This is a genomic window from Raineyella antarctica, from assembly GCF_900092135.1.
Classification (GTDB): Bacteria; Actinomycetota; Actinomycetes; order Propionibacteriales; family Propionibacteriaceae; genus Raineyella; species Raineyella antarctica.
In genome coordinates, this window is the sequence record NZ_FMYF01000009.1 from 75,499 (window position 1) to 88,331 (window position 12,833).

Here is a 12,833-nt window from a genome sequence, read left to right on the forward strand (position 1 = left end):
AGGGAGGTGACCCAGCGCACAATTGCCGCGTGGCCCCGCGACGACGCGAGCTGGCGATGCTGGCCTGCGGTGCAGTGTGTACGGCCGTCGTCCCGGCGGCCGGGATCGCCGCGGGCCGGATCTTCCCCGCCCTCCTCCCGGTGCCCAACGCCTTGGCCTATCTCGGCGTCGCCGGCTACGCCGCCTGGAAGCGACCCGACCACCGCGCGGCGCAACGGATGGTCCTCTGGGCAGTCACGATGGCGGCCGGCTACGGTGCTGGCGCCGCGTACTCGGCCTGGGTGATCGGCACCGGCCGGACGGACTGGGGCTGGGCCGGGCTGCTTGCCCTCCAAATGCTCTCCTGGCTCGGCGCGCTCGCGCTGGTAGCCCTGTTCCTGGTCTTCCCCGACGGGACGTACCGGCGGCCGTTCGACCGAGGTGTGGTGCGCGGTGCGCTCGTCGCGCTGCTCGTCCTCGCCCTGTGCCAGGTCCTCGGTTCCCAGCGGATCAGCACCGGAGACCTGGTCTGGTCGGACTCCGCGCAGGCGACGAATCCGTGGGCCCTGCCCGCGCTGTCCTGGCTCGGTATCGTCGGGGCGATCGGCCTGGGGCCCGGTGGGGCGCTATTGACGGTGCTCGGGGCGGTGCTGCTCCTGCTGCGCTGGCGCGCCTCGGGCCCGCAGGACCGCCGCCGGATCGCGTGGCCGCTGCTCGGCATCGCAGCCACCGCCGTCGCCTCGCTGGTGCTCGGCGGCCTGCACGCGCTGCTGCCGCCCTGGCCCGACTGGCTGCAGGTGGTCGCCTGGGGGCCCGTTATCCTCCTCGTTCCGGTCACCCTGCTGCTCGGGATGGCCACCGGGGACCTGCTGGACATCCGGCTCGTCGTCCGCCGGTCACTGCTCTACGGCTCGCTGTGGCTGCTCATCACCCTGGCGTTCGTCGGGATCACCGCGCTCGCCGGAGCGGTGGCGGGAAGCCGTACGCCTCTGGCCATGGTGATCGCCACGACGGTACTGGTGGGTTTCGTCGCCGCGCCCGCCCGGCGGCGCCTCGAGGACCTCGCCGATCGCCTGGTGTTCGGCCGTCGGGTCGAGCGCGACCGCCTGCTCGGCGAGGTCGGCCGCCGACTCGCCGCTGCGTCCGGTGTCGAGGATGCCCTCCCGGCCGTCGCGGAGGCGGTCCGGCAGGGCCTGCGGGCGAGCTGGGTCGACGTACGCCTCGAGGGGCACGGAACGGCGATGGCCGGCAGCCCCACGCCCACGCCCGCGGAGGCGGTCCCGGCACTGGTCGTCCCGATCGAGGTGGACGGCGTCGAGTCGGGCCGGATCCGGTGCGGCCCCAAGCTGGACGGCCGCTACGGCGACCGCGACGAGCTGCTGCTGGAGACGCTCGGACGCCAGGCGGTCTGGGCCGCCCGCTACGCCAACCTGTCCCGCGAGCTGTCGGCCAAGGTGGCCGAGCTCGAGGCCTCCCGTACGCGCATCCTGCGTGCCGAGGAGATCGGCCGGCAGCGCCTGGAACGGGACCTGCACGACGGCGTGCAGCAGGAGCTCGTCGGCCTGCTCACCCGGCTGGGACTCGCCTCCCACCAGTTGCGCCGCGACCCGGCGCTGGCCGCCGCGACCCTCACCGAGGCCCACGCCGATGCGCGAGAGGCGTTGGAGGACCTCCAGGAGCTCGTCCATGGCATCCACCCGGCCCTGCTCACCGATCGTGGGCTGGTGGCGGCGGTCGAGGAACGGGCGGCGCGGATGTCGATTCCCGTCGTCGTGCGCAGCGACACCCAGACCCGTACGCAGCGCCTGCCGGCCGCCATCGAGACCGGCGCCTACTTCGTCGTGTCGGAGTGCCTGACCAACGTGGCCAAGCACGCGCCGACTGCGTCGGCCACGGTGGCCTTCGCCACTCACCAGGGGTCGCTGCGAGTGGTGGTCAGTGACGACGGGCCGGGCTTCGAGGCCCGCGCGCCGCTGGGTACCGGGCTCGGCGGCCTGCAGGACCGGGTCGACGCACTGGGCGGCAGCCTCGTCGTCCACAGCGTCCCCGGTGGGGGAACCACCATCACCGCCGACATCCCTACCGATCGGAGCACCCCATGACTGACGAGGTACGGCTGCGCGTGGTGATCGCCGACGACAGCTACCTGGTCCGGGAGGGAACCCGCCGACTGCTGGAGGACTCCGGCCGGGTCGAGGTGACCGCCGGGGTGGGGGATGCCGAGGCTCTCCTGGAAGCAGTACGCGCGACCGGGCCGGATGTCGTGATCACCGATATCCGGATGCCGCCGGGCCACTCGACCGAGGGGATCGAGGCTGCGCACGCCATCCGTGCCGCCTATCCGCGCATCGGGGTCGTCGTGCTCTCCCAGTACTCCGACGCCGACTACGCCGTCCGGCTCTTCTCGCGGGGGACCGCCGGGCTCGGCTACCTGCTGAAGGCCGGCATCGGTGAACTGGACGACGTCCTGCACGCCCTGGACGAGGTCGCCCGTGGTGGCTCGGTGGTGGATCCGAAGGTGGTCGAGCGGCTCGTGGACCATCGGATCATCCAGGCGGAGTCCCCGCTGCGCCGGCTCGGGGAACGGGAGCTCGACGTCCTGCGCGAGATGGCCGAGGGTCGTACGAACGCCGCTATCGGTGCGACGCTGCACCTGTCTGAGTCGACCGTGGAGAAGCACGTCGCCGCAATCTTCGCCAAGCTCGGGCTCTCGGAGGAACCGGGCGTGAGCCGTCGGGTCGCGGCGGTGCTGTCCTACCTGAGGAACTCGCCCGAGGAGGGCGGCCGCGACTGAGCTGGATCCTGGGTGTTCGTCGCGACGATGCGCAACATCGGGATCGTGGCCGGCATGCCCCCACCTGACCTTTCGAGCAGGTGCTCCCCCCTGAACAGGGCTGTCAGCAGCGAGGCCGGCGTGGTCCGCGCGTTGGACCCAGCGGGCAGTAGCCCGCGCACGTGCTACAGGCTGAGGTGGAGTCGGAGCGCGTCGTCGAGTTGGGACATCAGGTGGGTAGGAAGGCGGCCGATCACGGGTCCGAGCCGCTCGATCGAGACTGATCGGACCTGCTCTGCCTGCGCCTTGGAGTCCACGCGGGTCCCAGTCTCGTTAGCGGGCAGCAGTACCTGGAACGGGTACACGTGTGCGACGTTGCTGGTGACGGGGACGACGGTGACCACACCGCGTCCGAGCCTGGCAGCTGTCGTATTGGCATGATCGTTGCTCACGACGATGGCTGGTCGGCGCTTGTTCGCCTCTCCCGCCCGCGCAGGGTCCAGATCGGTGACGCGGATCTCACCGCGAAGCATCGGCGAACCCGTCGGCGATGGTGGACTCCCAGGCCTGGGCGTCTCCCGAGGTCTCCCACTCCTCCCAGGCGGCCGCGTAGGCATCCTCGAGTTCGGCGTCGCCCAGCAGCTTTATCGCCTGCTGGATCGCCGCTGACCGGGACTTCAGGCCTGCCGCTCGGACGTACTTGTCCAGCGCGGCGACATCACTCTCTGAGAGGCTGACGCTCAACTTCATCTGACTCATATCACCAGAGTAGTAGTGGCGGTGCTACCGCGGTAGCTGTCGGATCGACCCCGCACTTGTCGCACCCCGAAGTCGGCATCGCTACGACTGTCAGGCGGTCGGCAGCCACACGGTGAACGTGCTGCCGGCCCCCTCGCCGCCGCTGGCCGCGGTCAGTGTTCCACCGTGCCGGCGGACCAGGGCGCGGCTGATCGTCAGCCCGACCCCCGAGCCGGTGTGGTCGTGCTCGCGGGCCGAGGTGCCGCGGTAGAAGCGCTCGAACACGTGCGGGAGCTGTTCGGCGCCCATCCCCTCGCCGGTGTCCTCGACGACGATCGCGACACCTGGCCGGCCGGCCGCTCGCGTACGGGCCGCCGAGCCGTTGCCCGCAGCGGGGCGTACGGTCACCGTCACGGTCCCGCCGGCTGGGGTGTGTCGCAGCGCATTGGTGAGCAGGTTGACCAGCACCTGGCCCATCCGTGCGGTGTCGACCAGCACCGTCATCGTCGCATCGCTCGAAGGTCCCTCGGTCGGTTCTTCCCCGAGCTCGGTCCGCAGCCCCACGCCCTTGGCCGCGTACGCCGCCGCCAGCTCACTGGTCGCTGCGGTGACGATGTCGGCGGCCCGCACCGGCTGCAGGTCCAGGTGGACCGCGCCCTCCTCGGCCCGGGAAACCGCCGTGATGTCACGGGCCAGCGCAGTCATCCGCTCCACCTCGTGGCGGAACAGCTCCTGCGTCTCGGGGGACCAGCCGATGATGCCGTCCTCCAACCCGTCAAGGTGGGTGGACATGGTGGCCAGCGGCGTCCGCAGCTCGTGGCCCACGTCGGTGAGCAACTGTCGGCGGGTCTGCTCGGTGCGCCGGATCGTCGCCGCCATCGTGTTGAACGCCGCGGCCAGCTCGTCCAGCTCCTCCCCGTTGCCGTGCTCGGGCAGGCCGAGGTCGTACCGGCCGGCGGCCACCTCGCCCGCGGCCCGGGTCAGCCCGACCAGCGGGGTCCGCAGCCGCCGCCCGACGTACCAGCTGACCGCGACCGCGATGGCCAGGGCCAGGGCCAGACCGGTCGCCAGCGCGATCGTGCTGGCGTCTCGGAAGGCGTACTCCATGTGCTGGATCTCGGGGTTGCTCGCCCCGGGCGCCGCCTCCAGCATGTGGCGGTGGAAGATGCTGGGCCCGACCAGGGAGGACACCAGGCCGGCCGTGCCGATGCTCGCGGCCACCACCACGACCTGGGTGACCAGCAGCCGGGTCGACAGGCTGGTCGGACGGCGGAACCGGCGCCTCGTCCGGGCGGGGTCGCTCACCCCTGGCCCATCCGGTAGCCGACGCCGCGCACGGTGAGCACGTAGTGGGGTCGGGCCGGGTCGTCGCGGAGCTTGCGGCGCAGGTTCGCGACGTGCACGTCGACGATGTGGTCGTCGCCGACCCAGTGCTCACCCCACACGGCATCGAGCAGCTGCCGGCGGCTGAACGCCCACTTCGGCCGCTCCGAGAGGGTCAGCAGCAGGCTCATCTCGGTCGGGGTGAGGGCGAGCGGTTCGCCGTCGAGGAACGCCTCGTGCGCGGCGACGTCGATCCGCAGGCCACCGACCACCCGCTCCAGCCCGTCCGCCCCGGTGCCGCCCAGGCCGCCGGCCCGGGACCGGCGCAGCACGGCCTGGACCCGCGAGACCAACGTACGGGTGCTGAAGGGCTTGGTGACGTAGTCATCGGCGCCGGCGGAGAAGCCCATCAGGGTGTCGAACTCGTCGTCCCGGGCGGTGAGCATGATGACGTACGCGTCGGAGAAGGTCCGCAGCCGCCGGCACACCTCCATGCCGTCCATCTCGGGCAGCCCGAGGTCGAGGATGACGACGTCGGGGGACCAGGAGCGTACGGCCGCCAGCCCGGCCGGTCCGGTGTGCTCCAGCCTGGTCGCGTAGCCGGCCCGTTCCATGTAGCTGGCGACCATCCCGGCCAGCGCCTTCTCGTCGTCGACGACGAGGATGCGCGGCGACGAATCGTCGTGGGTCTCCATGCCCTGACCATACGACGCCGGGTCGGGTCCGGCCGGGCCCACCGCGACCGCGCCCTCCGCGACCGCGCCCTCCGCGACCGGACCCTCCGCGACCGGGGCGGCCCGACCCGTTCCCGCCGGCGGCCCACCCCACTCGAACACGGTCAGGCCAGCTTCAGGGTGGTCAGGCAGGTGGGGTCGTCCTTGCCGGTGGCGATCGGGGTGGTCGCCTGCTTGCCGTCGTACGTGACGGTCAGCGTGCCCTGGATGTCCCGCGGCAGCCAGAACCCGGCGAACCCGTTGGCGTGCAGCGTGGTGTCCTCGTCCACCAGCGTCGCCCCGGCCGCGTCGGTGATGGTCACGTGCACCGTGGTGTTCGCCAGCTCGCCCTGGCAGGTGGCGAGGCTGTGGTAGTAGCAGTCGTGCGTGCGGTTCACGTACGGGGCGACCGACAGGTAGAACTTGTCGGCCGGGATCGGCATCGCCACCTTGGCGTCCGCGGTGGAGAGCACCAGCTGGTCGTAGCGAACGGAGCCGGCCGGCCCGCTCTGCTTGTCGTCGGTCGAGGTCTCCAGGGCGGCGATCACCTGCGCGGTGTCCTTGCCCTGCAGGGCCGCGGTGGCGAGTACGCCCTGGACCGCCGCGTCCGAGGTGTCCGGCGCGGAGGTCGTCGCGCTCGTGACGGACGGAGCGGGCGCGGCGGCCTGGTCGGCGGCGGAGCAGCCGGCCAGCGTCAGCGCCCCGATGACGACCAGGGCGGGCAGCAGCTTCTTCATCGATCTCTCCTCGAGTCGGTGTGGCGACCCAGGGTGTGGGTCGCCACCGAGTCCATCAAGCCGCAGGGAGGTCAAGACCGCAGGCTGGCGATGTCAAGAAACGGTCAAGAATGGGTCTCCCGGCAAACCCGGGGCGCCCTACGTCCCTGGATGAGCTCATGGCCTCATGACACCTCGCGCCGCGCCTTGCCTGATTCCGGACCGGCGCTAGCGTGGAGACGACCCCCGGCCCGGCCCCTGGGGTGGACGCGACGACCGCGCCCTCCGGACGTACGACGCCCGGAGACGGCAGATGGCGAACGATGCAGAGGACTACGACCTGATGTACGGGGGGACCTGCATCAACGTCGCCTGTGTCCCGACCGAGGCCCTGGTCGCGAGCGCCGCGGCCCGCCGCCCCGGCGACGACCCGGACACGTGGTTCGCCTCTGCGGTGGAACGCCGGGACGGCCTGGTCGGCGCGATGCGCGCCAAGAACTACGGCATGCTCGCCGACCTTCCCACCGTCACCGTCCACGACGGGCACGGACGGTTCCTGGCGCCGGTCGAGGATCCCGGGGACGGGATCGGCCGTCGCCACGTCGTCACGGTCGAGGCGCCCGACGGGGACGCGATCCGCCTCACCGCCCCGGTCGTGGTGGTCAACACCGGCACCGCGCCCTGCCGCCCCGACATCCCCGGCGCCCACGGCCCGTACGTCCACGACTCCACCACCATCCAGCACATCTCGCCGCGCCCGGCCGAGTTGGTCGTGATCGGTGCCGGGCATGTCGGGCTGGAGTTCGCCTCGATGTTCACCGGTTTCGGGTCGCACGTGACGGTGGTCGACCGGCACGAACGGATCCTCGGACATGACGACGCCGACGTCGCCGCGGTGATCGAGGCCGACCTGGCCGCGAGCGGGATCACCTTCCGCCACGATTCACAGGTGGAGGCGATCCGCGAGCGCGACGGGGGCGCCCTGGTCGTTCTGGCGGACGGCACCGAGCTGGCCGCCGACGCGGTCCTCTTCGCCGTCGGACGTACGCCCCGCAGTGCCGACCTCGGCCTGGCGGAGATCGGGCTCGAGCCGGACGTGCGTGGCTTCCTCCCGGTCGACGAGCATCTGCGCACCACCGTCCCGGGCGTGTACGCGGTCGGCGACATCAACGGCGGGCCCCAGTTCACGTACGTCTCGCTGGACGACTACCGGATCCTGAAGGACCAGCTCGTCGGCGAGGGCCGGCGCAGCACGGCCGACCGGGTGGCCGTGCCGCACGCCCTGTTCATCGAGCCGACCTACACCACCATCGGGATGACCGAGGCGCAGGCCGTCGCCGACCACCGGGTGCTGGTCGCCGCCAAGCCGGTCGCCGCCATCGCCGCGATGCCGCGCCCGAAGATCGAGGGCGATCCGCGCGGCCTGCTCAAGATCCTCGTGGACGCGCAGACCGACCTGGTCCTGGGCGCGTCGCTGTACTGCCTGCACGCCGAGGACCTGGTCAACCTGGTCGCGCTCGCGATGCGTACCGGCACCACGGCCGGTCTGCTGCGCGATGCGATCTGGACGCACCCGTCCATCAGTGAGGGTCTCAACGAGGTGCTGGAGGCGCCGATCCCGTCGACGCTCCAGCCGTCCTGAAGGGCGGGGGAGCCGCTCTCAGAAGCGGCGACGCATGTACGAACGGCCCAGCTTGCCGTCCCGGGCCGGTACGAAGGAGGTGAATCCCTCGCTGGCGTACAGCTTGCGTGCGCGGGCGTTGTGGCACTTCATGTCCATCCACATGCCACGGCAGGCGTACGTCTTCTGGACGTAGTCGACGATGTGGCGGATGAAGAGTCGGCCCAGGCCGCGGCCCCGTCGGGCCGGGTCGATGACCATGCGACGCAGTTCGATGTCGCCGCCGGCGCTGACGCCGGCGAGAACCGCGTAGCCCGCGAGCACGCCGTCCTCGAGGAGGAGGAGGTGCTTCTGGTTGGGGTCGGCAAGAGCCGCCTCATGCCAGTCACGACCGGTGGGGGTGAGCCACTCGGCAGTGTCCGTCGCGTTCTCCAGGCGGAGGATGCGATCAATATCGCCCACCGTGGTGTGCTCCACGGTTACGGCCAGCGTAATTGCCATGTAACGATCATGACACTCGGTGGAAGAGGCTGCGCTAAGGAGCTCTTCCACAACCAGAGTTTGGACAGGCATGGCCGCAATCGTAGGACCGCAGCCGTCGACTGCAAAATGGCCGAGTATCCCCAGTCACAGGGACCTTACAGGAGACCACAAAGAGATTCGTCCCGCTTATGTGGAACATCATCCTTGATTATGGAGGCGAGCCTCACTAGATTGGCTCCAGCCGAGGGCGACCGGCCCTCCAGTCCTACAGGAACACCCGCATGAACACTGTCCTCGTCCCCCGTATCCCCGCCCTGGTGGACGAGGTGAGCGTCCGCCTGATCGCCGGCGTCGTGCTGGCCGTCGGCATCGTTGCGCTGGTCACCCAGCAGTGGTGGCTGTATGCGCTTCTTGCCATAGATTTCACGATCCGCGCCGTTGCGGGCCCGCGGCACAGCCCGCTGGCCCAGCTGGTGAACCGCTGGATCCGGCCGCTGGTCCGGATCGCCCCGCGCCTGACCGCCTTCACCCCCAAGCGGTTTGCGGCCGGCATCGGCGCGGTGATGACCGCGGCACTCACCGTCCTCTGGCTGGTCCGGTTCGCAGCCCCGGCCCCCGGACTGGGCGTCGCGATGCTCGTCATCGCCGCCGTGATGGTGCTCTTCCCCGCCCTGGAGGCTGTGCTCGGCCTGTGTGTCGGCTGCAAGATCTTTGGACTGCTGGGGCGCGTCGGGCTGATCAGCGAGGACGTCTGCGTCGACTGCGTACGCCCCTCGGCGCGCGCCGAGCGCGTCAAGATCCGCGTTTGACGGACCGCTCCCGGGCTTCCACGGCGTCACGCCGGCGTCACGCGGGCGTCACGCGGGCGTCATGCCCGCGCAACAGGCGCTAGCGTGGCGCCGTGACCCTCGTCATCGCCCACCGAGGCTGGTCCGGTATCCACCCCGAGCAGAGCCGGGCGGCGTACGGCGCGGCCATCGACCTGGCCGCCCGTACGGGACGGCGCCTCGGGCTGGAGTGCGACATCCACTTCAGCGCCGATGACAGACTCATCTGCCTGCACGACCTGGACCTGGCCCGGACCGGCGGGCTGGCCGTCGCCGCCCGTGACCTGACCCTCGCCGAGCTGAAGGCCGTCGACATCGGTTCCTGGAAGGTCGGTCCGGGGGCCACGCCCGAGCAGCGCGAACTGCTGTCCGTCGCAGAACTGCTCGACCTGGTCGCCGCCGCCCGGGCCGAGGGCACCGACGTGTTCGCCGTCCTGGAGGCCAAGCATCCCAACCCGCGGGGGACCGACGTCGAGCGCGCCCTCGCGCAGGAGCTGCGCGGCCGCGGCTGGACCGGCGCCGATGCCCCGGTCCGGATGATCAGCTTCGACCCCGACGCGGTGGCGACCTTCGCCGAGCTGCTGCCCGACGTACCGCGGTCCCAGTTGCAGTTCCCGACGCCGTGGACCGAGGGCGTCCGGGCCCCGGCGATCAGCCCGTGGCTGGGGATGGTCCGGCGCGACCCCGACCTGGTCCGGCGCGCCCACGACGCCAGCCTGGAGGTCCATGTCTGGACCGTGAACGAGCCGGCCGACATCGACTTCTGCCTCGACCTGGGCGTCGATGCGATCACCTCCGACCATCCCGACCGGGTGCTGGAGCGCGTCGCCCCCTGACCGCCTCCCCCGAACCCCCGCCACGACCGGGGGTCCGGTCCTACGCTGGAGGCACGAGCCAGCCGAGTGCGAGGGAACCCTGATGGAGATCGTCAACCTGCCGGCCGGGGACCCGCGATGGGCCCAGGCCCTGCCGATCCTGCAGCAGCTGCGAACGCACATGAGTCGTCAGGACCTGGAAGCGGTGCTGTCCTCCCCCGATGCCCAGCGACCCTCGTTCTTCGCCGCCTTCGACGGTGACGACTGCGTGGGCGTGTGCGGGTGGCGGCTGGTCGCCACCACCTCGGTGGGCCGCAAGCTGTACGTCGACGACCTGGTCACCGACGACTCGGCCCGCTCGCGTGGTATCGGGTCGGCGCTGCTGGCCCACGCCGAGGAGATCGCCCGCCGGTCCGGGTGCGCGGTGCTCGACCTGGATTCGGGCGTGCAGCGGCACGGTGCCCACCGCTTCTACCTGCGCGAGCGGATGGACATCACCTCCTACCACTTCGTCAAGCGCCTCGAGGTGCTTGACTGAGGCCGGCGTGCTCGGCTGACGCCAAGGTGCTCGGCTGAGGGCCTGAGTGCTCCGCCGACGGGCCGACCTCAAGCCAGGACCCGCTCGACCAGTCCGGCGGTCCGCAGCGCGCTGTCACCGGTGCTGGGGCAGGTGCCGCGCCCGTGCAGCTCGGCCACGATCGAGGCGACCAGCGGGCCGTGGACGTGCGGGGGATCGGCCACCGGGTGCTCGACGGTTCCTGCCGCCGTGGTGACCCGGATCGGGGTCGGCGCGAAGGTGGCGAAGCGCAGCGTCCCGGCGGTCCCGACCACGACGTTCTCCTCGACCTCGTCGGCCGAGCCGAAGGTCCAGGTGCCGGAGGCCGGGACCTCGCCCAGCCGGAAGCTCGCCGCGACCGTGTGCGCATCGGCCGTCGCGACGCCGCCCCCGCCGCTGATCGGCCCGACCAGGTGGTCCAGGACGTCGAGGGTGTGGCAGGCGGTCTCGGCGAACTCACCGCCCCGGTTGAGGGCCGGATCCCAGCGCCAGCCGGTGAACGCGGCCGGTCGGCGCCAGGTGGACTGCACCGACAGCACCTCCCCGATCGCGCCGTCCTGCAGCAGCCCGCGGATCGTGGCGAACCGCGGCAGGGCGCGCCGGTAGTACGCCACCCACAGCTTCACCCCGTTGGCCCGGGCGGCCTCGACCATCGCGGCCGCCTCGGCCTGCGACATCGCCATCGGCTTCTCGACCAGCACGTGCTTGCCCGCCCGGGCCGCGGCGATCGCGTACTCGGCATGGGAGGCGGTGGGGGTGGCGATGTAGACCACGTCCACGGCCGGGTCGTCGATCACCTCGCCAGGATCGGTGCCCCAGGTCTCGATCCCGTGGCGTACGGCATAGTCCCGGGCCTTGCCGGGGTCGCGCCGCATCACCCGGACCAGGGTCGAGCCATCGATCCGGAAGATCTCCGGTGCCGCCTTGACCTCCGTGACGTCGCCGACGCCGATGATGCCCCACCCGATCCGTGTGCCACTGTCCATGGGCCCCATCCTGCCGTGCGAGGCACCCTTCCCCCTCCCGGGGTCCACCGCGCCCATCGGGGGCTCGTGCGCTTTCGGGGTACCCGCATCCTTTCGGGGGCTCGTACGCTTGCGGCATGGCCCGCGGGATCAGGACGGTACGCCGACCGGGGGACGCGGACTCGCCCGCGTTCGACCTGGCGTACGTCCGCGAGCACGAGGGGGCGAGCAGTGTCCCGGTCGGGGTGATCCCCGGCGGTCCTGGCCTGGCATCGATCCGGGTCTACGCCGGCTTCCGGCGCTCGGCCCCCGACCTCGACCTGCTCATGGTCGAGCACCGCGGTGTCGGCCATTCCCGCAAGGACCTCACCGGCGCCGACCTGCCCCCATCGGCGATGACGGTCACCGCCGCCGTCGACGACATCGCCGCCGTGCTGAACGCCGAGCACATCGACCGCGCCGTGATCGTCGGCAGCTCGTACGGCACCTACCTGGCCCAGGGCTTCGGGATCCGGCACCCGGAACGGGTGCACGCCATGGTGCTGGACTCGACGATGCTGTCCGCGGAGGACCACCACGAGGTCCGGGCCCACGCCCGCAGCCTGCTCTGGGAGGGGGAGTCGGCCGGCACCGCGGCGGCGGCCGCGCAGATCCGCACACTGGTGGAGGACCGTGGCATCGACCCGCTGCCCCTGGGGCTCACCAGTGCCGTGCTGTACGACCTCGCCGGCCCCGAGCGGCTGGAGCGCTACCTCGGGACCCGGACCCACCCCCGTACCGGGCTGATCGACGTGGCCCTGCGGACGTTCCACGACGGCGGCCTGACCCGTCCGATCCGGTACGTGATGGAGTTCGACCTGGTCGGCCACCTGGCGATGCGCGAACTGCAGTTCGCCCCCGAGCCGGACGGTCTGATCTTCGACCCGGCGTACGAGACCGCCGCCCTGGCCGACCGCTTCCCGGCGTACCAGGGCGAGCCCTTCGACCTGCCCGCGGCATTGCCGCACTTCGACTGGCCGCTGGTCGTGCTGTCCGGGGAGCGGGACCTGCAGACCCCACCGTCACTCGGGCTGCGTGCTGCCGAGCTGGCCCCGCAGGGGCGGTTCATCGACCTGCCCGGCGTCGGGCACGGCGCCCTGGAGGCCCACCCGGCGGCGCTGCTGGCCGCCGTCCGCGAGCTGGTCACCGGGCGTTCGGCCGGGCTCCAGGGGCTGGCGCGCAGCGGGCTGGTCCGGCACCTCGCGCCGGTCGTCGGCGGGTTGCTGGTGATCGACCGGGTGTGGCTCACGGTCGCCGGGGCCGGCCCCTGGGGCTGAGCGCCCGG

14 protein-coding genes are annotated in these 12,833 nt (G+C 71.7%); 7 read left to right on the top strand and 7 right to left on the bottom strand.

Annotated features, from left to right (window positions below):
- Positions 1 to 29: 29 nt before the first annotated feature.
- Positions 30 to 2,081 (top strand): sensor histidine kinase, encoded by a 2,052-nt coding sequence (locus tag GA0111570_RS13065; protein WP_175557486.1) that lies wholly within the window; start codon positions 30 to 32, stop codon positions 2,079 to 2,081.
- Positions 2,078 to 2,773, top strand: a complete 696-nt coding sequence (locus tag GA0111570_RS13070; protein ID WP_217634165.1) for a response regulator transcription factor — start codon at positions 2,078 to 2,080, stop codon at positions 2,771 to 2,773. Before GA0111570_RS13065 ends, GA0111570_RS13070 begins: the two co-directional genes overlap by 4 nt.
- Before the next feature lie 164 nt (positions 2,774 to 2,937).
- On the opposite strand, the gene GA0111570_RS13075 is transcribed toward GA0111570_RS13070, so the two are convergent.
- The 5 genes from GA0111570_RS13075 to GA0111570_RS13095 form a co-directional block, all read right to left on the bottom strand.
- Positions 2,938 to 3,285: a type II toxin-antitoxin system PemK/MazF family toxin gene (locus tag GA0111570_RS13075; RefSeq protein ID WP_092612069.1), complete on the bottom strand. Its 348-nt coding sequence runs from the start codon at positions 3,283 to 3,285 to the stop codon at positions 2,938 to 2,940.
- Entirely contained in the window at positions 3,272 to 3,511 is a 240-nt protein-coding gene (locus GA0111570_RS13080) for a ribbon-helix-helix domain-containing protein (RefSeq protein WP_245703202.1), read from the bottom strand. The genes GA0111570_RS13075 and GA0111570_RS13080 overlap by 14 nt, the downstream gene beginning before the upstream one ends.
- Positions 3,512 to 3,601: 90 nt before the next feature.
- A complete protein-coding gene (locus tag GA0111570_RS13085) occupies positions 3,602 to 4,795 on the bottom strand; it encodes a sensor histidine kinase (RefSeq protein WP_092612072.1) in 1,194 nt (397 codons plus the stop codon).
- Positions 4,792 to 5,508 carry a response regulator transcription factor gene (locus GA0111570_RS13090; protein ID WP_092612240.1) on the bottom strand — a complete coding sequence of 239 codons (717 nt, stop codon included), beginning with the start codon at positions 5,506 to 5,508 and terminating at the stop codon, positions 4,792 to 4,794. Before GA0111570_RS13090 ends, GA0111570_RS13085 begins: the two co-directional genes overlap by 4 nt.
- A gap of 143 nt (positions 5,509 to 5,651) precedes the next feature.
- Complete coding sequence (locus tag GA0111570_RS13095; RefSeq protein WP_092612075.1) at positions 5,652 to 6,263, bottom strand: CueP family metal-binding protein; 612 nt, start codon at positions 6,261 to 6,263, stop codon at positions 5,652 to 5,654.
- 292 nt (positions 6,264 to 6,555) lie between these two features.
- On the opposite strand from GA0111570_RS13095, the gene GA0111570_RS13100 reads away from it, so the two are divergent.
- Complete coding sequence (locus GA0111570_RS13100) at positions 6,556 to 7,884, top strand: FAD-dependent oxidoreductase (RefSeq protein WP_092612078.1); 1,329 nt, start codon at positions 6,556 to 6,558, stop codon at positions 7,882 to 7,884.
- Between the two features lie 18 nt (positions 7,885 to 7,902).
- Here GA0111570_RS13100 and GA0111570_RS13105 read toward each other — a convergent pair whose 3' ends face one another.
- Positions 7,903 to 8,364 carry a GNAT family N-acetyltransferase gene (locus GA0111570_RS13105; RefSeq protein WP_175557487.1) on the bottom strand — a complete coding sequence of 154 codons (462 nt, stop codon included), beginning with the start codon at positions 8,362 to 8,364 and terminating at the stop codon, positions 7,903 to 7,905.
- A 263-nt stretch (positions 8,365 to 8,627) separates the two neighbouring features.
- On the opposite strand from GA0111570_RS13105, the gene GA0111570_RS13110 reads away from it, so the two are divergent.
- The 3 genes from GA0111570_RS13110 (at position 8,628) to GA0111570_RS13120 (ending at position 10,526) form a co-directional block, all read left to right on the top strand.
- Positions 8,628 to 9,155 carry a DUF4395 domain-containing protein gene (locus tag GA0111570_RS13110; RefSeq protein WP_092612084.1) on the top strand — a complete coding sequence of 176 codons (528 nt, stop codon included), beginning with the start codon at positions 8,628 to 8,630 and terminating at the stop codon, positions 9,153 to 9,155.
- Positions 9,156 to 9,247: 92 nt separating this feature from the next.
- Positions 9,248 to 10,009 carry a glycerophosphodiester phosphodiesterase gene (locus GA0111570_RS13115; protein ID WP_092612086.1) on the top strand — a complete coding sequence of 254 codons (762 nt, stop codon included), beginning with the start codon at positions 9,248 to 9,250 and terminating at the stop codon, positions 10,007 to 10,009.
- Positions 10,010 to 10,091: 82 nt separating this feature from the next.
- Positions 10,092 to 10,526, top strand: coding sequence for a GNAT family N-acetyltransferase (locus tag GA0111570_RS13120; RefSeq protein WP_092612089.1), 435 nt, complete (start codon positions 10,092 to 10,094; stop codon positions 10,524 to 10,526).
- A 68-nt stretch (positions 10,527 to 10,594) separates the two neighbouring features.
- On the opposite strand, the gene GA0111570_RS13125 is transcribed toward GA0111570_RS13120, so the two are convergent.
- On the bottom strand, positions 10,595 to 11,530 hold the full coding sequence (locus tag GA0111570_RS13125) for a Gfo/Idh/MocA family protein (protein WP_092612092.1): 936 nt from the start codon (positions 11,528 to 11,530) through the stop codon (positions 10,595 to 10,597).
- A gap of 116 nt (positions 11,531 to 11,646) precedes the next feature.
- Between GA0111570_RS13125 and GA0111570_RS13130 the strand changes: the two genes are divergently transcribed.
- Positions 11,647 to 12,825: an alpha/beta fold hydrolase gene (locus tag GA0111570_RS13130; protein WP_092612095.1), complete on the top strand. Its 1,179-nt coding sequence runs from the start codon at positions 11,647 to 11,649 to the stop codon at positions 12,823 to 12,825.
- The last annotated feature ends 8 nt before the right edge of the window (positions 12,826 to 12,833 follow it).

What these genes read in the sequence shown, in the direction of transcription:
- GA0111570_RS13100 (WP_092612078.1), top strand. Translation starts at nt 6,556, where the DNA reads ATGGCGAACGATGCAGAGGACTACGACCTGATGTACGGGGGGACCTGC.
- GA0111570_RS13090 (WP_092612240.1), bottom strand. Translation starts at nt 5,508, where the DNA reads ATGGAGACCCACGACGATTCGTCGCCGCGCATCCTCGTCGTCGACGAC.
- GA0111570_RS13120 (WP_092612089.1), top strand. Translation starts at nt 10,092, where the DNA reads ATGGAGATCGTCAACCTGCCGGCCGGGGACCCGCGATGGGCCCAGGCC.
- GA0111570_RS13105 (WP_175557487.1), bottom strand. Translation starts at nt 8,364, where the DNA reads ATGGCAATTACGCTGGCCGTAACCGTGGAGCACACCACGGTGGGCGAT.
- GA0111570_RS13095 (WP_092612075.1), bottom strand. Translation starts at nt 6,263, where the DNA reads ATGAAGAAGCTGCTGCCCGCCCTGGTCGTCATCGGGGCGCTGACGCTG.
- GA0111570_RS13130 (WP_092612095.1), top strand. Translation starts at nt 11,647, where the DNA reads ATGGCCCGCGGGATCAGGACGGTACGCCGACCGGGGGACGCGGACTCG.
- GA0111570_RS13110 (WP_092612084.1), top strand. Translation starts at nt 8,628, where the DNA reads ATGAACACTGTCCTCGTCCCCCGTATCCCCGCCCTGGTGGACGAGGTG.
- GA0111570_RS13125 (WP_092612092.1), bottom strand. Translation starts at nt 11,530, where the DNA reads ATGGACAGTGGCACACGGATCGGGTGGGGCATCATCGGCGTCGGCGAC.
- GA0111570_RS13080 (WP_245703202.1), bottom strand. Translation starts at nt 3,511, where the DNA reads ATGAGTCAGATGAAGTTGAGCGTCAGCCTCTCAGAGAGTGATGTCGCC.
- GA0111570_RS13070 (WP_217634165.1), top strand. Translation starts at nt 2,078, where the DNA reads ATGACTGACGAGGTACGGCTGCGCGTGGTGATCGCCGACGACAGCTAC.
- GA0111570_RS13075 (WP_092612069.1), bottom strand. Translation starts at nt 3,285, where the DNA reads ATGCTTCGCGGTGAGATCCGCGTCACCGATCTGGACCCTGCGCGGGCG.